At 62.8% G+C, this 18,898-nt stretch carries 15 protein-coding genes; 8 read left to right on the top strand and 7 right to left on the bottom strand.

Annotation, left to right across the window (positions count from 1 at the left end; genetic code table 11):
• The first annotated feature begins 203 nt into the window (after positions 1–203).
• Complete coding sequence (locus CK486_RS13250) at positions 204–1,292, top strand: ABC transporter substrate-binding protein (protein ID WP_095940788.1); 1,089 nt, start codon at positions 204–206, stop codon at positions 1,290–1,292.
• Here the strand turns inward: CK486_RS13250 and CK486_RS13245 are convergent.
• The 3 genes from CK486_RS13245 to CK486_RS13235 are packed head-to-tail and all read right to left on the bottom strand — an operon-like array spanning position 1,274 to position 3,545.
• Complete coding sequence (locus CK486_RS13245) at positions 1,274–1,492, bottom strand: DUF2970 domain-containing protein (protein WP_095940787.1); 219 nt, start codon at positions 1,490–1,492, stop codon at positions 1,274–1,276. The two genes, CK486_RS13250 and CK486_RS13245, sit on opposite strands and share 19 nt — an antisense overlap.
• A 37-nt stretch (positions 1,493–1,529) precedes the next feature.
• Positions 1,530–2,555, bottom strand: a complete 1,026-nt coding sequence (locus tag CK486_RS13240) for a lipase secretion chaperone (protein WP_095940786.1) — start codon at positions 2,553–2,555, stop codon at positions 1,530–1,532.
• Positions 2,556–2,606: 51 nt separating this feature from the next.
• Positions 2,607–3,545 (bottom strand): triacylglycerol lipase, encoded by a 939-nt coding sequence (locus CK486_RS13235; protein ID WP_095940785.1) that lies wholly within the window; start codon positions 3,543–3,545, stop codon positions 2,607–2,609.
• 208 nt (positions 3,546–3,753) lie between these two features.
• Here CK486_RS13235 and CK486_RS13230 point away from each other — a divergent pair, with 208 nt between their 5' ends.
• The gene (locus CK486_RS13230) at positions 3,754–4,533 is read left to right on the top strand and encodes a helix-turn-helix domain-containing protein (protein WP_095940784.1); all 780 of its coding nucleotides are present in this window, start codon (positions 3,754–3,756) and stop codon (positions 4,531–4,533) included.
• Here the strand turns inward: CK486_RS13230 and CK486_RS13225 are convergent.
• The gene (locus tag CK486_RS13225; protein WP_095940783.1) at positions 4,527–5,885 is read right to left on the bottom strand and encodes a substrate-binding domain-containing protein; all 1,359 of its coding nucleotides are present in this window, start codon (positions 5,883–5,885) and stop codon (positions 4,527–4,529) included. The genes CK486_RS13230 and CK486_RS13225 overlap by 7 nt on opposite strands.
• A gap of 114 nt (positions 5,886–5,999) precedes the next feature.
• On the bottom strand, positions 6,000–6,812 hold the full coding sequence (gene xthA / locus CK486_RS13220) for an exodeoxyribonuclease III (RefSeq protein ID WP_095940782.1): 813 nt from the start codon (positions 6,810–6,812) through the stop codon (positions 6,000–6,002).
• Between the two features lie 131 nt (positions 6,813–6,943).
• On the opposite strand from xthA, the gene CK486_RS13215 reads away from it, so the two are divergent.
• The 6 genes from CK486_RS13215 (at position 6,944) to CK486_RS13190 (ending at position 17,242) form a co-directional block, all read left to right on the top strand.
• Positions 6,944–7,585 (top strand): GNAT family N-acetyltransferase, encoded by a 642-nt coding sequence (locus tag CK486_RS13215; protein WP_095940781.1) that lies wholly within the window; start codon positions 6,944–6,946, stop codon positions 7,583–7,585.
• A gap of 100 nt (positions 7,586–7,685) precedes the next feature.
• Positions 7,686–8,186, top strand: a complete 501-nt coding sequence (gene tpx / locus CK486_RS13210; protein ID WP_095940780.1) for a thiol peroxidase — start codon at positions 7,686–7,688, stop codon at positions 8,184–8,186.
• A 155-nt stretch (positions 8,187–8,341) separates the two neighbouring features.
• Positions 8,342–9,601 carry an MdtA/MuxA family multidrug efflux RND transporter periplasmic adaptor subunit gene (locus CK486_RS13205; protein WP_095940779.1) on the top strand — a complete coding sequence of 420 codons (1,260 nt, stop codon included), beginning with the start codon at positions 8,342–8,344 and terminating at the stop codon, positions 9,599–9,601.
• Entirely contained in the window at positions 9,601–12,672 is a 3,072-nt protein-coding gene (locus CK486_RS13200; protein WP_095940778.1) for an MdtB/MuxB family multidrug efflux RND transporter permease subunit, read from the top strand. Before CK486_RS13205 ends, CK486_RS13200 begins: the two co-directional genes overlap by 1 nt.
• On the top strand, positions 12,669–15,779 hold the full coding sequence (locus CK486_RS13195) for an efflux RND transporter permease subunit (protein ID WP_095940777.1): 3,111 nt from the start codon (positions 12,669–12,671) through the stop codon (positions 15,777–15,779). The genes CK486_RS13200 and CK486_RS13195 overlap by 4 nt, the downstream gene beginning before the upstream one ends.
• A complete protein-coding gene (locus tag CK486_RS13190) occupies positions 15,776–17,242 on the top strand; it encodes an efflux transporter outer membrane subunit (protein ID WP_095940776.1) in 1,467 nt (488 codons plus the stop codon). Before CK486_RS13195 ends, CK486_RS13190 begins: the two co-directional genes overlap by 4 nt.
• On the opposite strand, the gene CK486_RS13185 is transcribed toward CK486_RS13190, so the two are convergent.
• Positions 17,232–17,801, bottom strand: coding sequence for a flavin reductase family protein (locus CK486_RS13185; RefSeq protein ID WP_095940775.1), 570 nt, complete (start codon positions 17,799–17,801; stop codon positions 17,232–17,234). The genes CK486_RS13190 and CK486_RS13185 overlap by 11 nt on opposite strands.
• Before the next feature lie 202 nt (positions 17,802–18,003).
• A complete protein-coding gene (locus tag CK486_RS13180) occupies positions 18,004–18,882 on the bottom strand; it encodes a metal-dependent hydrolase (protein ID WP_095940774.1) in 879 nt (292 codons plus the stop codon).
• Between the last annotated feature and the right edge of the window lie 16 nt (positions 18,883–18,898).

The raw sequence follows: 18,898 nt of genomic DNA, 5'->3' as shown, positions 1-18,898 counted from the left end.
ACAACAACTATATGGGTGTGCCATGAACGAACCGTCCAATGATTCCCAGGCTGATAGCCTGGCTGATGCCAAAGCGATTTTCTGCCTGATTGTGCTGGTTGTGGCCTTCGCGGTGTTCTGGGTCAGCCAGCAGTAGCAGAGGGCCGGCATAGAACGGCAGCTAGCTGTATGATGCGCGGCTGCCGTGATGCTGAGGTTTCCCGATGCGTGCATTTATTCATGGCTTGCTGCTGTGGCTGGCCCTGTCGGTGCCCATGGCACAGGCCACTCAAGTGGTGTTTATCAATCCCGGGCGTACCGATGAACCCTTCTGGCGTGGCTACGCCCGCTTCATGCAGGCCGCGGCCGGCGATCTGGGGCTAGATCTGCAGATCGTTTACGCCGAGCGCGACCCGCAGCGTCTGATCAGTATTGCGCGTCAGGTTCTGCAGGGCGCGAAGCGTCCGGACTATCTGCTGTTCGTTAACGAGTATTACACCGGCCCGGAAATCCTCCGCCTGTCAGCTGGTTCCGGGGTCAAGCTGTTCTCGGTCAACAGCACGCTGACGGCTGACCAGCAGAAAGTCATGGGCGGCACGCGGGAAAAGTATCCCAACTGGATTGGCAGCATGGTGGCCAACGAAGAGGAGGCCGGTTACTTGATGGCCCGCGCCCTGATTCGACAGGCCGGCAGTCAGCAACCTGTGCAGATGCTGGCTTTTTCCGGGGTCAAGAACACCCCCGCGGCGCAGTTGCGCGAGCGGGGATTGCAGCGGGCGCTCAGCGAGCATCCCCAGGTTCAGTTGCGCCAACTGGTTTATGCCGACTGGAACCGGCAGCGCGCCGCCGAGCAGGCTGACCTGCTGCTTCGTCGTTATCCGGATGTACATCTGATCTGGTCGGCCAATGATGAAATGGCCTTTGGTGTCATGGCTTCCGCCGCACAATTGCCTGGCGAGCAGAAGCCAAGGTTGTTGTACTCGGCGCTGAACAATTCCGATGAGGTGCTCCAGGCACGTCAGACCGGGCGTGTCAGTGCGCTGGTGGCCGGGCATTTCACCCTTGGCGGCTGGGCTCTGGTGCTGATCAGTGATCATGCAGCGGGGCTGGATTTTGCCCAGCGCGGCGGCAAGGATCGCACTGTTCCCCTGTTCATGGAGCTGGATGCCACTCAGTCGGCACGCCTGCAGCATGTGCTGCGCCGGGAAGACTACGGCCTTAACTTCCGCCGCTTTACCGCCAGGCAGCAACCGGGCATGCGTGACTATGCCTTCTCGCTGAAACCACTGTTGAGTCAGGCTGTGGCGAAGTAAATCACCAGCTGAACCGTGCCATACAGCAACAGCACGAACAGCGCGGTGGCCAGCAGTCCGATCGCCACGAAGTGCAGCGGCTTACCGCGGCTGAAGTCGCGCTGACGGTTCTTGCCCGACTGAACACCGAAGGCAGCAGCCAACACGCTCTGCAGCATTTGAATAAAGCCTAGGGGTTTTTCGTTTTGCTCGTCGCTCATAGGCACCTCGCTCCCCACAGCATAGTCACAAGCCAGGTTACAGCTCGGCATCCAGAGCGTTTACGCGAATGCGCTCCAGTTCGTCGAAACGACTGGCCAGCAGTTCGCTCAGTGCGTTCTGAAAGTCGGTCTCGCTGAGGCCTAGAGCGCGCAGGCGATCTCGCTCGCTTGCGTAATCGCTAAGGCGTTGTTGCCACTCGGCCTGTTGCTTATCCAGTTCAGCCAGCCGCTGCGCGGCCTCGCTGCCCAGTGTCTGCTCTCGTAGCAACCGAATTTCTTCGGGGCTGGCGCCGGCGGCCTGCATGGCTTGTGTAGCTTCATAGAGGTCGCCATGACGCGTGCTTTCGCTGCGTATCCGGCGGATATCTTCGGGTAGTTGTGTCTCCAGTTCATTCAGCGCCTGTTGTCGCTGAAGGTTGCTCAAACCCTGCTGCTGGACGAGAGCCAGACGCTGCAACATGTATTCGTCCTGGGCGTTATCGCGGCCGAAAAAAGCCTGGTATTCCTCGGCGGAGAAGAACTGCTGGCGAATTCCACTGAGCGCTTCGTAGCGTTGACGAAGCGTGCCAGGGTCAAGGTTGTGGTCGTGGCGTGGCAGTATCTGCAGCGCTAGGCGGTAGTCCACATAACGGCGCAGAAGGTCTCGCGCTTGCGTTAGTGCAGCACCACGCAGCTGTTGGGCCAGCTCTCGATGAATACGTAACAGAACCTTGTCGACGCCTTCCTCTTCCAAACCCGCCAGATAGAACTCGAAGAGTTTGATTTGAGCGAGCTCAATCACCAGCCCCCCCTGATCATTCTGGCGCAACAGCACGCCGTGATGACTGCCAAGCAAAGAAGGGGGAAGAGGGCCAGGATCGTCTAACTGCGCAGCAGGCGTTTGTTGAAGTTGCTGATTGTACGTGGTGGCCTGCTGACTACGCGGGTCCTTCGGGACCAGAGTGGCGGGTTTACCCTGAGTTTCAACAGAGGGAGGGTTTAACTCACCAAAGAAGAGGACGGCAGTAATACCGAGTGCGCTAAAGCCAATAGCCCAGCTATTCAGGAAAAATTTCTTTGACATCGATAGCTCCTGAAAGCGGGCATGCAGGGATTCTGCATACCCGCCTACGACTTACAGTCCGAGATTCTTCAGGCGATTAGCCTGATTCTGGAGCAGCGTTTTCGGATTGATCTCGAACAGAGATACCAAGCCAAGCACGTGGTTATTAACGTCCAGATGGTTCATTACATAGTTGTCTTTCAGCACCTTGCCGAAATGGCTGGAGCATCGTCCGGTCACGCCATCGTTAGATTCACTGATTGCCAATGAGGTGATTTTGAACAGAGGGTCGGAGGCATCCAGCGCATTTGTAAACTTCCAGGTGCCGCTCATGGAGTACATGCGCACGCTGTTACCTGCAATAGTCGCGGTTTCCGGGCCTTCACCACAGGAGGTAGTCGGGATACCTGTTGGAAACTTTTGATTGTTGGCAGCAGCGCCGGTTTTATTGAACTCAGCGAGCATGGCACGGATATCCGATTGGCTCTTCTTGTTGTTTGACAGTAGGTTCACCAGGTCGCCCACCGCGTTGGCAAAAACATCGAAGGCTACGCCCTGTAGGGTTCCAGAGGGAGCAATACCGGTCGCGACATCAGCTAGTGGTGATCCTTTGTGTGGGGTATTTAGCGTGGTGACCGATGCCACCATGTCCGGGCGCGTGTTCATCACATAGCGTGCGGTGATGCCACCCTGGCTGTGACCGATCAGATTGAACTTCTGGATGCTGCCGCCAGAGGCCGCACGGATGCTCTCGAGCTGAGCAATCAGTGCTTCGCCACGTTTGGCCGAGCTGTCGAAGGCATTGATCTTTGGTACATAAACTCTGGCGCCTTCACTCTGCAGGGCGGCTGGAATCTTGTACCAGTAGTCGACCCCGGCGATCGTATCGAAAGCGAAGATACCAGGTACCAGCACGATAGGATGTTTGGTCTGAGCGCTGGTACCGGCGTGGCTGGCACAGGCAATGGACAGGCCGAGTGTGGCCAGGGATAGGCTGAGCAGTTTTTTCACGTTGTGCGTCCTGTATTGTTTTTGTTGTGGACTCCGTACTGCCTGAGCGGAGCGGGCGTTATCTGAGCACGTCGCCGTAGCTGCTGACTTGTAAGAACGGATGAAGGCAAAAACGCTACTGCATCACTTGGTGTTTGTTCGCAGTCGAGGTAAAAAGCACTCGCACGATTGACCACATCACGACAACAACAGGGTCAGCGAGTCCACCATGCATGACGAATCTGCGCCGTCGCTGATCTATCTATGGGATCGGCGTACCTTCTTTCTTGGGCGCCTGAATGTGCAGTTGAGCATGTCCCAGGCGGCAGCCACCCTGCTGGTTAGCCTTGCCGGGCCGTTGCATTTTTCCTGTGCGGGGCAGCGCTTGAGTGCGAAGTCGGTTCTTTTGCCAGCCGGGATCGATGTGGAGATGCACGAAGGATCGGAACTGGTTGCCGTGTGCTATCTGGATCCGTTTGGTGAGGATTTTCAGCGTCTGCGAGGCCGCTTTCGTCTGAGCGGGTCGCCACTGCTGGTCGACTACGCCGAGGAGGAGCAATTGCTTGCGCAGCTACAAGAGTTGCGCCAGGCGCGGGCAACACCGGAGCAAGTGGCAGCGTTTCTTGAGCAACTGATTGGTCAGGAGCCCCTGCCTGTTGAATATCGCATCGATCCGCGAATCGTGCGTACCGTGGCGCTGATCAAGGCAGATGTCAGCAGCAACCTCAGCGCCGAGTACCTGGCAGAACAGGCGGGGTTGTCAGTACCGCGCCTGACACAGCTGTTTCGCGAGACGCTGGGAATCTCCATGCGCCGCTACCGGCAGTGGCACCGCTTGTTTGTGACCACCTGCGGGGTAGCGCGTGGCCTGTCACTGACTGATGCCGCGATCGAGGCCGGGTTCACCGATTCGGCGCATCTTTCCCATACCTTTCGCAGCATCATCGGCATGAAGCCCTCGGAGATGCTGCGTCAGGCCGGGAATATGCGCCTGTATGCCGGTCAGTAGACCCACACTTCTACACGTCGATTCTTCTGCCGGCCGCTGTCTGCGGTGTTGGCCGCCACCGGCAACTGGTCACCCATGCCGACGATCTCGCGCAGCAACACGCCTTCGCGGCTCAGTTCGCGGCGCACGGCCATGGCGCGCAGCTTGGAGAGCAGGGCTGCACGCGCCGGGTCGTTCTTCGGATCGCCGAAGCCGACCAGCGCCACCTGATTGATCAGTTTGTTTTCACGCTTGATGTAATCCATCAGCCGTTCCAGATCGCGCAGTGCCTTGTTGTCCAGCTGGGCGCTGCCTTCCTGGAAACGGAAGTTGACCGTCAGACGGCGGGCCTCGCCGGCCAGTTGCTGGTAGTAGGCAGGCATCTCCAGATCAGCTTCGACCTGTGTCGCTTCCACCCGCTGGGCGATGAAACCGGTCTGCGCGACGATGGCCTGACCGGCGTCACTGTGGGCGAACTCGATCAGCGCGTCGCCCCAGGGATTGCTCACTGTGGCCGGGCGGTAGAAGAACAGCCGGCGCGACAGCGGGTAATCCTCAGTGGCAATCAGGGCCGGGGTCGGCAGCATGGCCAGCGATTCTCCATCGGCAATCGCCAGGGCCTTGCTCTGGCGTACATAGGGCAGGCCGATGAAACCGATGCCGTCGATATCCTGACTGACCGCGTCGGACAGCTGATCGCTCGACTCGAAGCGCTGCGCCGATGCCGACAGGGATTTGCCCTGACGCACCAGTACCAGCTCCTTGAAGGTGTCGAAGGTGCCCGACTTGTCGTCGCGGGCATACAACCGGATCGGCGCATTGCGGCCGCCCAGTTCGGCCCAGTTGCTCACTTCACCGGCGAAGATGCGTGCGACCTGCTCGGTATTGAGCTGACTGAGCGGGTTCTGCGGATGCACCACCACGGCCAGGCCGTCGATGGCGATGATGTGCTCGCTGGCGCGGCTGGTCATGTCGCCAAGGCTGCGCAGGCTTTGGGCCTCGGCCTCCTTGATCGGGCGCGAAGATGCGGCCAGATCCGCGCTGCCATCCTGCAGGGCGGTAAAGCCGGTGCCCGAACCATGGGCGGCCACATCGAGGATCAGTGGCTCGCCCTTGGCCGAGGTGGCCTGGATGCGTACTTCGTTTTCCTGATCGCCGGCACTTTGCCGAATATCCACGGCGCCTTGGCTTTGCAGCAAACCCTTTACCAGCGCCGGGCCGAGTTTGGCACCAATGGTGTTGGAGCCCTGGATGCGCAGTAACGCCGAATCAGCCTTGGGCGCGGCAAATACCGACCAGGGCAGGGCGTAACAGAGAAAGCCGAGAATCAGCAGGCAGCTGGTCGGGCTCCAGGCATCGCGTTCCGTCGTCATGACTACAGGCACCTTATGCACAGTGGCAGAGTTAAAGTGCGCGCAGATTAAGACGCTCGCGTTACACAACTGTGACAGGCGCGCCCGCTCTGGGGCGCGTCTTGCCGCGTGGCGTCAGTCGAGCTTCAGCCAGATCGGCGCATGGTCGGAGGGCTTGTCCATACTGCGCAGCTGGTAGTCGATACCGGCGTCTTTCACTCGAGCCTGAAGGCCCTGGCTGGCTAGGATGACGTCGATGCGCAGACCGCGCTTGGGCTCATCCTCGAAGCCACGGCTGCGGTAGTCGAACCAGCTGAACTGGTCATTCACCGCCGGATGCAACTGACGGAAGCTGTCGCTCAGGCCCCAGGCCTTGAGGCGGTCCAGCCACTCACGCTCCTCGGGGAGGAAGCTGCACTTGCCGGTTTTCAGCCAGCGCTTGCGGTTGTCCTCGCCGATGCCGATGTCGCAGTCCTCCGGTGAGATATTGATGTCGCCCATGACCACCAGGGCCTGCTCGGGGCTGAACTGGGTCTCCAGGAGCTGTTGCAGGTCGGCATAGAAGCGCTGCTTGGCCGGAAACTTGGTGGGGTGGTCACGGCTCTCGCCCTGGGGGAAGTAGCCGTTCATCACGGTGAGCGGCTGGCCATTGGCGTCGGCAAAGCGGCCCCAGATAAAGCGGCGCTGGGCATCGGGTTCATCGCCCGGGAATCCCTTGTGCAGCTCCAGCGGCTTCTCGCGAGAGAGCAGGGCGACGCCGTAGTGACCCTTCTGCCCGTGATAGTGCACGTGATAGCCAAGCTGGCGGATCTCCGCCTCGGGGAACTGCTCGTCGGACACCTTGGTTTCCTGCAGGCCGATGACATCCGGCTGGTGTGCCTCGATCAGCGCCTGCAACTGGTGGGGACGGGCACGCAGGCCATTGATGTTGAAGGAAACAATCTTCATGGGGCAGTTCCGGGTAAAAAAAGAGGGTGATGCTAGCCCAGCGGCCAGCCGGCCGACCAGTGTCATGGCACGGTGCCAGGGGGCCTGCTAGTGTCAGAACAGACCCATAAACACAACAAGAGGTCCTGGCGATGACGCCGATAAACGCCGAAGTCCACCTGCTCGATCACGGTTACAGCCGCGAGGCCCGTTCGCTGCTGTATCACGCCTACCGTCATGAACCGACCTTCGCTTATCTCTTTGAAGCGGAGCGGCCGGGTTTTGACCAACGTGTGCGTGCCACTGTGCGTGAGCTGGTGGAGCAGCATTTTGCCGAGGAACTGCCGGCTATCGGCCTGCTGATCGATGATCGCCTGGTGGGCATGGCGCTGATCGCACCGCCGCAGCGGCGCATGGACATTACCGAAAGCTGGGGCTGGCGCCTGCGTATGCTGCTGACCACCGGTTTCCGCTGCACCCGCCGCTATCTGGACTATCACGAGGCCGTTCTGGCGTGCCTTCCGCCTGGTCCGTTTCATGTATTGCCACTGCTCGGCGTACACCCGGAATTTCAAGGGCGCGGCCTGGGCGAGCAGCTGGTGGCCGAACTGCACCGCTGGTGTGCCGAGGACAGCAGCTCACGCGGTGTGGTGCTGGATACCGGTGATCCACACTACCTGGCCTACTACCAGCGTCTGGGTTATGAGGAAATCGGCGAGGTAGCAATTGGGCCGATTCGTCAGCATGTGCTGTTTCATGCCAATCCGCCGGCCACCTGGCAGGCCAGTGCCTGAGTCATTTGTTTAAAAGAAAGCCCCAGGTTCTGGGGCTTTTGTCTGTCAGGCGTGTTTTACTGCACACTCCAATTCCGACTCCCATACAAGGATATTCAAGATGGCAACCGTCACTCTGCGTGGTAACCCAGTCGAAGTAGCCGGTCAGCTGCCGCAACCGGGCCAGCAGGCGCCGGCTTTCACACTGGTTGGCGCAGATCTCGCCGATGTCAGCCTGGCGAGCTTCGCCGGCAAGCGCAAAATCCTCAATATCTTCCCGAGTGTCGATACGCCGACCTGTGCCACCTCGGTTCGCACCTTCAATGCCAAGGCCAGCGGCCTGGCCAACACCGTGGTGCTGTGCATCTCCGCCGACCTGCCGTTTGCCCAGAAGCGCTTCTGCGGCGCCGAAGGTCTGGACAATGTGGTCAACCTGTCGACCATGCGTGGTGCCGAATTCCTCAAGGATTACGGTGTGGCCCTGGCCAGCGGTCCGCTGGCGGGTATCGCCGCCCGCGCGGTGCTGGTGCTGGACGAGCAGGGCAAGGTGCTGCACAGCGAGCTGGTGGCCGAGATCGCTGACGAGCCGGACTACGAGGCGGCGCTGCGCGCGCTGGCATAACCGCCATAGCTGTACCGACGGCCTGCCTTTGCAGGCCGTTTTTCTTTGTCTGGAGAGGGTTTACACAAACCTTGCAAAGGTAAAAGTTGGGTAAATGACTTCGCCTTGTTGTCGAGATTGTTTATCGTTCGCGCTCATTTCCATTGGATCTGCCCATGCTTCGTTCCCTCGCCAGTCGTTTTCTGAAATTGCCCAGACCTTTGCAGGCTGTACCTGTGATCGTGGTAGCTGCTGCCCTGTGGTGGGCCTGGCCAGCCGAGTCCGTCAGTGAAAAGGGGCGATCAGCTGCCGCGGGTGGTCCGGGAGGCCCCGGCGGTCCTCGCGGCCCGGTGCCGGTGCGCGTAGCTCAGGTGGTGCAGGCTGATTTCGCCGTCTATGAAAAGGCGCTGGGCACGGTGACGGCGCTCAATACGGTCAATGTCCGTGCCCGTGTCGGTGGTGAGCTGGTCAAGGTGCTGTTCGAGGAAGGGCAGATGGTCAAGGCCGGTCAGTTGCTGGCGCAGATCGATCCGCGCCCCTACGAGGTGGCGGTGCAGCAGGCCGAGGGCACCTTGCTGCAGAACCAGGCCCAGCTGAAGAACGCCGAGATCGACCTGGCGCGCTACCGCGGCCTGTATGCCGAGCAGAGCATTGCCAAGCAGACCCTGGATACCCAGCAGGCGCTGGTGGGGCAATATCAGGGCACGCTGAAGAGCAACCAGGCGACCCTGGCCGAAGCGCGCCTGAACTTGCAGTTCAGCCAGATCAAGGCGCCGATCAGCGGCCGCGTGGGGCTGCGTCAGCTGGATGCCGGAAACCTGCTGGCGGCCAACGACAGCACGGTGCTGGCGGTAATCACCCAGACCCAGCCGATTGCCGTGGCCTTCACCCTGCCCGAGGGGCAGGTGCCGGCCCTGCGCGCGGCTCAGCGCCGCGGCGCACAGCTGCTGGTTGAAGCCTGGGACCGCAATGAGCAGAACCTGCTGGCCAGCGGCACGCTGCACAGCCTGGACAACCAGATCGACAGCGCCACCGGCACGCTCAAGCTCAAGGCGCAGTTTGCCAACGCCGATGAGGCCCTGTTTCCCAACCAGTTCGTCAATGTGCGCCTGCGTCTGGACGTACTGCCGCAGGTGCTGCTGATGCCGACCGCCGCCGTGCAGTTCGGCAGCCAGGGCAACTTTGCCTTTGTCGTTGGCGAGAGCGACAAGGTACGTGTGCAGCGCCTGGAACTGGGCGCCAGTGATGGCCGGCAGACCGTGGTACTGGACGGGCTCAAGGCCGGTGAGCGGGTGATTCTCGAAGGCACCGACCGCCTGCGCGAAGGCGATGCGGTGGACGTGATCGACGGCTTGTCGGCCCCGGCTGATCCCAGCCGCACGCCCAGTGGCGAGCGCAAGGGCCAGTCGCTCAAGCGTCCGGGGCTGGGCGGCTGATGCACCTTTCCCGTCTGTTCATCCTGCGGCCCGTTGCCACCACCCTGAGCATGCTGGCCGTGCTGCTAGCCGGCCTGATCGCCTACAAGCTGCTGCCGGTGGCGGCGCTGCCCCAGGTGGATTACCCGACCATCCGGGTCCTCACCCTGTACCCGGGCGCGAGCCCCGAGGTTATGGCCAGCAGTGTCACCAGCCCGCTGGAGCGCCAGTTCGGGCAGATGCCCGGCCTGCAGGAGATGACCTCCAACAGCTCCGGCGGCGCGTCGGTCCTGACCCTGCGCTTTGCCCTGGATGTGGAGCTGGATGTGGCCGAGCAGCAGGTGCAGGCGGCGATCAATGCGGCCAGCAACCTGTTGCCCAATGATCTGCCGGCGCCGCCGGTGTACAACAAGGTCAACCCGGCCGATACCCCGGTGCTGACCCTGGCTGTCACCGCGCAGACCCTGCCGCTGGCGCAGGTGCAGGATCTGGTGGACACGCGCATGGCGCAGAAGCTGGCTCAGGTGTCGGGCGTCGGCATGGTCAGCCTGGCCGGCGGGCAGCGCCCGGCCGTGCGCGTGCGGGTCAATCCCGAGGCGCTGGCTGCCCACGGCCTGTCGCTGGCCGAAGTGCGCAGCCTGATCACCGCGGCCAACGTCAATCAGCCCAAGGGCAGTTTCGACGGTCCCAACCGGGTCTCGACTCTGGATGCTAACGACCAACTGAAATCCGCCGAGGAATACGGCCAGCTGATTCTCAGCTACCAGAACGGCGCGGCCCTGCGCCTGCGCGATGTCGCCGAGCTGGTGGACGGTGTGGAGAACTCGCGCCTGGCTGCCTGGGCCAACCAGCAGCAGGCCGTGCTGGTCAACGTGCAGCGCCAGCCGGGGGCCAACGTCATCGACGTGGTCGAGCGCATCGACGCGCTGCTGCCCAAGCTGCAGGCCGCTCTGCCGGCAGGTCTTGAGGTGCAGATTCTTTCCGACCGCACCCAGACCATCCGCGCCTCCATCGACGCGGTGCGCCACGAGCTGTTCATGGCCATCGGCCTGGTGGTGCTTGTGACGCTGCTTTTCCTGCGCAAGCTGTCGGCGACCCTGATTCCCTCGGTGGTGGTGCCGCTGTCGCTGATCGGTACCTTCGTGGTCATGTACCTGGCCGGGTTCTCCATCAACAACCTGACGCTGATGGCGCTGACCATCGCCACGGGCTTTGTGGTCGACGACGCCATCGTCATGCTGGAGAACATCGCCCGCTACCGCGAGCAGGGCGAGACGCCGCTGGGCGCTGCGCTCAAGGGTTCGAAGCAGATCGGCTTCACCCTGATCTCGCTGACCCTGTCGCTGATCGCTGTTTTGATTCCGCTGCTGTTCATGCAGGACGTGGTGGGCCGCCTGTTCCGCGAGTTCGCCATTACCCTGGCGGTGGCCATCCTGATTTCCCTGGCGATTTCCCTGACCCTGACGCCGATGATGTGCGCGCGCCTGCTCAAGGGCGGTGGCGAGGAGCAGCCCCCACGCTGGCTGCAGCGGATCAATGCTGGTTACGGCCGGCAACTCGCCTGGGTGCTGGAGCATCAGGGCCTGACCCTGTGGGTGGCGCTGGGCACCTTCGTGCTCACCGTGCTGTTGTACCTGGCGGTGCCCAAGGGCTTCTTTCCGGTGCAGGACACCGGCCTGATTCAGGGCGTGTCCGAGGCGCCGCAGAGCATCTCGTTCCGTGCCATGAGCGAGCGCCAGCAGGCTCTTGCAGAGGTAATTCTGGAAGACCCGGCGGTGGCCAGCCTGTCCTCGTCGATCGGCGTGGATGGCAGCAACCTGACGCTCAACAGCGGGCGTCTGCTGATCAACCTCAAGCCCCATGGCGAGCGCGACGAAACCGCGCAGGAGGTAATCGAGCGGCTCAAACCGCGACTGGCACAGGTGCCGGGCATCGAGCTGTTCCTGCAGCCGGTGCAGGACCTGTCAATCGAGGACCGAATCAGCCGTACCCAGTACCAGTTCAGCCTGCAGTCGCCGGATCAGGCGCTGCTGGAGGAGTGGGTACCGAAGTTGCTGGAAGCCTTGCGTGAGCGTCCGGAGCTGACCGATGTGACCAGCGACCTGCAGGTGCGTGGTGTTCAGGCCTATGTCGAGATTGACCGCGACACGGCCGCGCGCCTGGGCATCAGCGTGTCGACCATCACCGATGCGCTGTATGACGCCTTCGGTCAGCGTCAGGTGTCGACCATTTTCACCCAGACCAGCCAGTACCGCGTGGTGCTGGAGTCCAGTGGGGCCGCGACCCTGGGGCCCAAGGCTCTGGAGCAGCTGCATGTGCGCAGCGCCGATGGTCAGGCGATACCGCTGTCGACCCTGGCGCGTATCGAGCAGCGCCCGGCGCAGTTGCTGATCAGCCGGGTTGGCCAGTTCCCGGCCGTGACCCTGTCGTTCAACCTGGCGCCCGGCCAGTCCCTGGGCGGCGCTGTCGCGGCGATCGAGGCGGTGGAGGCCGAGCTGGGACTGCCTCTGGGCATTCAGACCCGCTTCCAGGGCGCGGCCCAGGCCTTCCAGGCGTCGCTCTCGAGCACGCTGCTGCTGATTCTGGCGGCGGTGGTGACCATGTACATCGTGCTGGGCGTGCTCTACGAGAGCTATATCCACCCCATAACGATCCTGTCGACGCTGCCGTCTGCGGCGGTCGGCGCCTTGCTGGCCCTGTTGCTGGCCGGTGAGGATCTGGGCCTGATCGCCATCATCGGCATCATCCTCCTGATAGGCATCGTCAAGAAGAACGCCATCATGATGATCGACTTCGCCCTGGAGGCCGAACGGCATCAGGGCATGAGCCCGCGTGAGGCCATCTACCAGGCGGCGCTGCTGCGCTTTAGGCCGATCCTGATGACCACCCTGGCCGCGTTGTTTGGCGCCGTGCCGCTGATGCTGGCTACCGGCTCCGGTGCCGAGCTGCGCCAGCCACTGGGGCTGGTGATGGTCGGCGGCCTGTTGCTCAGCCAGTTGCTGACCCTGTTCACCACCCCGGTGATCTACCTGGCGTTTGACCGGCTGGCGCGACGCGCCAGCGGAGAGTCGCTGGCGGAGCAGGGCGCGTGAACCTTTCGGCACCGTTTATTCATCGTCCGGTGGCGACCTGGCTGTGCAGCCTGGCCATTGTCCTCTTGGGCATCATCAGCTTCCGCCTGCTGCCGGTGGCGCCGTTGCCGCAGATGGATTTCCCGGTGATCGTGGTTCAGGCCAACCTAGCCGGTGCCAGCCCGGCGATCATGGCCAGCAGTGTTGCCACGCCGCTGGAGCGGGCCATGGGCACCATTGCCGGCGTGGAGCAGATCACCAGCCGCTCCAGCCAGGGCTCGACCCGGGTCATTGTGCAGTTTGCCCAGGACAAGGACATCAACGGCGCCGCGCGGGAAGTGCAGGCGGCCATCAATGCCGCGCGCAGCCTGATGCCCAGCGGCATGCGCAGCATGCCTACCTACAAGAAGGTCAATCCGTCGCAGGCGCCGATCATGGTGCTCTCGCTGACATCCAAGGAACTCGATAAGAGCCGCCTGTACGACCTGGCTTCGACCATCCTGGCGCAGAGCCTCGCCCAGGTGAATGGCGTGGGCGAAGTGCAGATTGGCGGCAGCTCCCTGCCGGCGGTGCGCGTGCAGTTGCAGGCGCAGCAGCTGGAACAGTACGGCGTGTCACTGGATGAGGTGCGCCAGACCATCAGCGCCGCCAACCAGCGCCGGCCCAAGGGCTTTGTCGAGAACGACGCGCAGCAGTGGCAGGTGCAGGCCAACGACCAGCTGAGCAAGGCCGCCGACTACCTGCCGCTGCTGATCCGTTATCAGGACGGTCGCAGTCTGCGCCTGGCCGATGTGGCCAAGGTCGAGGACAGCGTCGAGGACCGCTACAACAGCGGTTTCTTCAACGATGAATCGGCGGTGCTGCTGGTGATCAACCGCCAGGCCGGCGCCAACATCATCCAGACCATCGAGCAGATCCGCGCCCAGTTGCCGGCCCTGCAGGCGGTGCTGCCGGCCAGCGTCGAGCTGAACGTGGCCATGGACCGCTCGCCGGTGATCCGCGCGACCCTGCACGAGGCCGAACGCACCCTGCTCATTGCCGTGGGGCTGGTGATCCTGCTAGTGCTGGCTTTCCTGGGTAACTGGCGCAGCGCCCTGATTCCGGCGCTGGCGGTGCCGGTGTCGCTGATCGGCACCTTTGCAGTGATGTACCTGGGCGGCTTCTCGCTCAACGTACTGTCACTGATGGCGCTGATTCTCGCCGCCGGCCTGGTGGTGGACGATGCCATCGTGGTGCTGGAGAACATCGCCCGGCATATCGACAACGGGGAGCCGCCGCTGACCGCCGCGCTCAAGGGCACCCGCGAGGTTGGTTTCACTCTGTTGTCGATGAACCTGTCGCTGGTGGTGGTGTTCATCTCCATCCTGTTCATGGGCGGCATCGTCAACCAGATGTTCCGCGAGTTCTCCCTGACGCTGGCCGCCGCCATCATCGTGTCGCTGCTGGTGTCCCTGACTCTTACGCCAATGCTCTGCGCACGCTGGCTCAAACCGCACCAGACCGGCCGCGGCAACCGCCTGCAGCAGGCCGGGCAGCGCCTGCAGGCACGCGTGCTGGAAGCGTACCGCCGGAGTCTGGGCTGGGCTCTGCGCCATCCGCGCCTGACTCTGGCCAGCCTGCTGGCGACCATCGCCCTGAATATCGGCCTGTTCGTGCTGGTGCCCAAAACCTTCCTGCCGACCCAGGACTCCGGCCAACTGATCGGTTTCATCCGTGGCGACGATGGCCTGTCGTTCCAGGTCATGCAGCCGAAGATGGAAATCTTCCGCCGTGCCGTGCTCAAGGACCCGGATGTGGAGAGCGTGGCCGGCTTTATCGGCGGCAACGGCGGAATCAACAATGCCTTCATGATCGTGCGCCTCAAACCGCGCAGCGAGCGCGCCCCGGCGCAGGTCGTGGTCGACCGCCTGCGCCGCGAGATGCCACGGGTGCCGGGTGGTCAGCTGTTCCTCATGGCCGACCAGGACATGATGTTCGGCCGTGGTGGTGGCCGCGAACAGCGTACCTCGGCCTACGAGTACAGCCTGCTGGCCACCGATCTGGACGATCTGCGCATCTGGCTGCCCAGACTCGCTCAGGCCTTCAAGGAACTGCCGGAACTGACCGCCATCGACGCCAACGAAGGCGAGGGCGCCCAGCAGGTGCGTCTGCAGGTCGATCGCGCCGCGGCCCAGCGCCTGGGGGTGGACATGGCCACGCTGACCACCCTGCTGAACAACGCCTTCAGTCAGCGGCAGATCTCGACCATCTACCAGAGCCTCAACCAGTACAAGGTGGTTCTGGAGGTGGAGCAGCGCTTCAATCAGGACCCGAGCGTGCTGCGCGATCTGCAGGTGATCACCGGCAGCGGGCAGCGCGTACCCCTGGCGGCCTTCACCCGATTTGAAACCTCGTTGGAAGAGGACCGCGTCAACCACGATGGCCAGTTCGCCGCCGAGAGTATTTCCTTCGACCTTGCCGAAGGCGTCAGCCTCGATCAGGCCACCCGTGCCATCGACCGCGCCGTGGCGGCCATCGGCATGCCTAGCGAAGTGCAGGGGCGCATGGGCGGCAGTGGCGATGCCTTCCAGCAGACGCAGCAGCAACAGCCGCTGATGATTCTCGGCGCGCTGCTGGTGGTGTACATCGTGCTGGGCATCCTCTACGAGAGCTACATCCATCCGCTGACCATTCTCTCCACGCTGCCCTCTGCGGGCGTTGGGGCGCTGCTGGCGATCCTGCTGGTCGGTGGCGAGTTCAGCCTGATCTCCCTGCTCGGGCTGTTCCTGCTGATCGGTATCGTGAAGAAGAACGCCATCCTGATGATCGACCTGGCGCTGCAGCTGGAACGCCAGCAGGGCATGAGCCCGCTGGACTCGATCCGCGAGGCCTGCCTGCTGCGCTTCCGGCCGATTCTGATGACCACCCTGGCCGCCATTCTCGGGGCCGTGCCGCTGCTGATCGGTGGGGCCGAGGGGGCGGAGATGCGCCAGCCGCTGGGCCTGACCATCGTCGGCGGGCTGATCCTCAGTCAGATCCTCACGCTTTACACGACGCCGGTGGTCTACCTGTACCTTGACCGTCTGCGTCATCGCTTCAATCAATGGCGCGGCGTCCGCAGCGATGCCGCCCTGGAAACGCCGCTATGAACAGCCAAAGCCATCGTCTCAGCTTCATTGCTCTCAGCCTGTTGCTGAGCGCCTGCACCGTCGGCCCGGATTACCAGACGCCGGCACTCAACACGCCCGAGTCGTTCAAACAGGTGGCGGGCTGGAAGGTGGCCGAGCCGGCCGCGCAGATGCCGGAGGACTGGTGGAGCCTGTATGGCGATGCCGAGCTCAACGCCCTGATCGGGCGCCTCAACGCCAACAACCAGAGCCTGGCCAGCGCCGCTGCCAGTTACCGCCAGGCGCAAGCCATCGTGCGTGGTGCGCGGGCCGGTTTCCTGCCGCAAATCAATCTGAACACCGGCGTCAGCCGCGCGGGGCAGGGTGGTGGCAGCAGCACCATCGGCACCACCGAAGGGGTAAGCGTCAGTGGCGCCAATGCCGCATCAGTATCCAAGACCTACGAGGCCAGTCTGGGCGTGAGCTGGGAGCTGGACCTGTGGGGCAAGCTGCGCCGCCAGCTGGAAGCCGATCAGGCCAGCCTTGAGGCCAGTGCGGCCGACCTCGCCGCCGTGCGCCTCAGCCAGCAGAGCCAACTGGTGCAAAACTACCTGCAGCTGCGTGTGCTGGACGAACAGAAACGCCTGCTGGAAGCGACGCTGGCAGCCTACGAGCGCTCGCTCAAGCTGACGGAAAACCAGTACAACGCCGGCATTGTTCCCAGGTCGGATGTCAGCCAGGCACAGAGCCAGCTGCACGGCACCCGCGCGCAGCTGATTGACCTCGAATACCAGCGCGCCCAGTTCGAACATGCCATCGCCGTGCTGATCGGCGTGGCGCCCAGCGAGCTGAGCCTGGCGCCTCGCACCGGCGTGCCCGAATTGCCGGGGGTCCCGGCCAGCGTGCCGTCACGTCTGCTGGAACGCCGCCCGGACATCGCCGCCGCCGAGCGTAGGGTAATGAGCGCCAATGCGCAGATCGGTGTGGCCGAAGCGGCCTGGTATCCGGATCTGACCCTCAGCGCCACCGGCGGTTACCGCAATGGCGCGCTGGATGACTGGTTCAGCCTGCCCAATCGCTTCTGGTCGATCGGCCCGAACTTCGCGACTGTGCTGTTCGACGGCGGGCTGATCCGTTCCCAGGTCGAGCAGGCCGAGGCGGCCTATGACGTCAGCGTGGCCAATTATCGCCAGACGGTACTGACCGGCTTCCGCGAGGTTGAGGATTATCTGGTGCAGCTGGATGTCTACACCCGTGAACTGGCGGCCCGCGAGCAGGCGCTGGAAGCAGCGCGCGAAGCGCTGCGTCTGGTGGAAAACCAGTACAAGGCCGGTACCGTGGACTACAACGCTGTGGTCAGCCTGCAGGCCAGCGCGCTGGACAGCGAACGCAACTGGCTGAGCCTCAAGGGCAACCGCCTGCTGGCCAGCGCTCAGCTGATCACGGCGCTTGGCGGCGGCTGGCAGGCGGGAGAGGGCGCAGAGGCCGCTGCGACTAAGCCTTGAGGGCTTCACCGATGGCATAGTAATGGCCACCGGCGACATGGTGCAGGCTGCGCCAGGCCGGGTCGGCGTCCTCGAAGTGCCAGCGTCCGTCGCGGAATACCCGGTCATCAGCCCAGGCAGCGATCACCTCGCCGATAAACAGGTCATAGCTGTCTTGGTTGTGCGGTTCGGCAACCAGCTCGCACACCAGCCAGGCCGAGCAGCCGGCCACCAGTGGCACGGGCTGATCGGGCAGTTCGAACAGTTCGACGCCAGCTTGGGCCAGCTTGTCCGGCGCCTCGCGCAGGCTGTGGTTGCCGACGGCGTTGACCAGCTGCAGCTGCGCCACGGTCGGCACCTGTACCGCGAAGCGGCCGCTACCCTCGATCAGCTCGCGGGTACGGGTGCTCTTGTCCAGCACCACCGTCAGCTTGGGCGGGTCGAAATCCAGCGCGCAGCACCAGGCCGCGGCCATCACGTTGTCCACCCCGGCATGCCTGACGGACACCAGTACGGTGGGGCCATGGTTGACCAGCCGGTAGGCCTTGGCCTGATCGACGGGGGCGAGATGGGGATTCATGCGGGCTCCTAGGGTATGCGAAAGGCAATGCGCCGATCCTGGCCGCTGTTCTGCGCTTTAGCAACCTTCGCCCGTTCGATCAGACGCGCCTGCCGGCGAACACCAGCCCAGCCAGGATGGCCGTCATCACCCGCCAGCCGGCCAGAATCAGCCAAGTCCTGTGCCAGTTGGAAGGCCGGCACCGTTGACTAGCGCACGGTGGTCAGTGGGCCGCTGCCAGCATCGCCTCGCAGGCCTTGCCCGGGTCGCCGCTCTGGCTGTAGGCCTCGATCCAGTGCGGATAGTTGTGCACCACCGGGATGTCGTCGGGGTGAAAACCGGGCTTGAGGTATTCAATGATCTTGCCGGTAAAGCTGCTGAATATTCCTTTGCGGCCATACATCCAGGGCAGATGAGTGATGAACAAACGCTTACGCTCCAACCAGCTAAACCCATCGGCTTTGAGCAGCACGTCGGTGCTGCGGTAGGTCTCGTACGTCATCTGCCAAGTGGCGTAGAGCATGGCAGCACAGCGTTTCAGGTAGCCCACACGTGCAACATTGGTCATGACGTTGAAGACGACGGCTTTATGCTCCATTTCCTCGATGGCGTGCCAGGCAAACAGCGCTTTGACCTTGGGATCAGCACCTGCCATGACCTCTTTGCGACTGAAGAAGGCCTCAGCGAGTAGGGCGGTGAAATGCTCAAACGCGGCGGTTAACGCCAGGTTGAAGTCGGCGGAGTAGTGGCGCAGCCAGTAGGCATTTCGTTCGTTCTGCAGGGCCAGCATCTGCTCCACTGGCATACCTTGGTCGCGCAGCAACTGGTTAAAGCGGGTATGAGCAATGCCATGCTGGCCTTCCTGGCGGATAAAGTCCTTCACATGCCTGGCCAGGATCGGGTCAGTGATGCGCTCTCGGTAGGGGCGCACACTGGTTATGAAATAGCGCTCACCATCCGGAAAGTACAGCTGCATACCGTCCATTACACGGGTCTTGTAGGGGTTGTTGTCGTACCAGTAGCGCGGGATGCTGGCATCCAAGCCGAAGTCTATGTTCTCGCGCGGGACGATACGCTCGGGATCGTTGTTTCTGCTGTTCATAGGGCAGGTTCTCGTG

This window comes from Pseudomonas sp. HAR-UPW-AIA-41 (genome assembly GCF_002304225.1).
In the GTDB taxonomy this organism is placed as follows: Bacteria; Pseudomonadota; Gammaproteobacteria; order Pseudomonadales; family Pseudomonadaceae; genus Aquipseudomonas.
The sequence above is the reverse complement of the archived record's forward strand: the minus strand, read 5'-3'. Positions and strand labels throughout refer to the sequence as shown.

Excerpts from the sequence above, each read along its gene's own strand:
- CK486_RS13180 (WP_095940774.1), bottom strand. The coding sequence starts at position 18,882 with ATGAACAGCAGAAACAACGATCCCGAGCGTATCGTCCCGCGCGAGAAC.
- CK486_RS13185 (WP_095940775.1), bottom strand. The coding sequence starts at position 17,801 with ATGAATCCCCATCTCGCCCCCGTCGATCAGGCCAAGGCCTACCGGCTG.
- CK486_RS13190 (WP_095940776.1), top strand. The coding sequence starts at position 15,776 with ATGAACAGCCAAAGCCATCGTCTCAGCTTCATTGCTCTCAGCCTGTTG.
- tpx (WP_095940780.1), top strand. The coding sequence starts at position 7,686 with ATGGCAACCGTCACTCTGCGTGGTAACCCAGTCGAAGTAGCCGGTCAG.
- xthA (WP_095940782.1), bottom strand. The coding sequence starts at position 6,812 with ATGAAGATTGTTTCCTTCAACATCAATGGCCTGCGTGCCCGTCCCCAC.
- CK486_RS13200 (WP_095940778.1), top strand. The coding sequence starts at position 9,601 with ATGCACCTTTCCCGTCTGTTCATCCTGCGGCCCGTTGCCACCACCCTG.
- CK486_RS13245 (WP_095940787.1), bottom strand. The coding sequence starts at position 1,492 with ATGAGCGACGAGCAAAACGAAAAACCCCTAGGCTTTATTCAAATGCTG.
- CK486_RS13215 (WP_095940781.1), top strand. The coding sequence starts at position 6,944 with ATGACGCCGATAAACGCCGAAGTCCACCTGCTCGATCACGGTTACAGC.
- CK486_RS13225 (WP_095940783.1), bottom strand. The coding sequence starts at position 5,885 with ATGACGACGGAACGCGATGCCTGGAGCCCGACCAGCTGCCTGCTGATT.
- CK486_RS13230 (WP_095940784.1), top strand. The coding sequence starts at position 3,754 with ATGCATGACGAATCTGCGCCGTCGCTGATCTATCTATGGGATCGGCGT.
- CK486_RS13205 (WP_095940779.1), top strand. The coding sequence starts at position 8,342 with ATGCTTCGTTCCCTCGCCAGTCGTTTTCTGAAATTGCCCAGACCTTTG.
- CK486_RS13250 (WP_095940788.1), top strand. The coding sequence starts at position 204 with ATGCGTGCATTTATTCATGGCTTGCTGCTGTGGCTGGCCCTGTCGGTG.
- CK486_RS13240 (WP_095940786.1), bottom strand. The coding sequence starts at position 2,555 with ATGTCAAAGAAATTTTTCCTGAATAGCTGGGCTATTGGCTTTAGCGCA.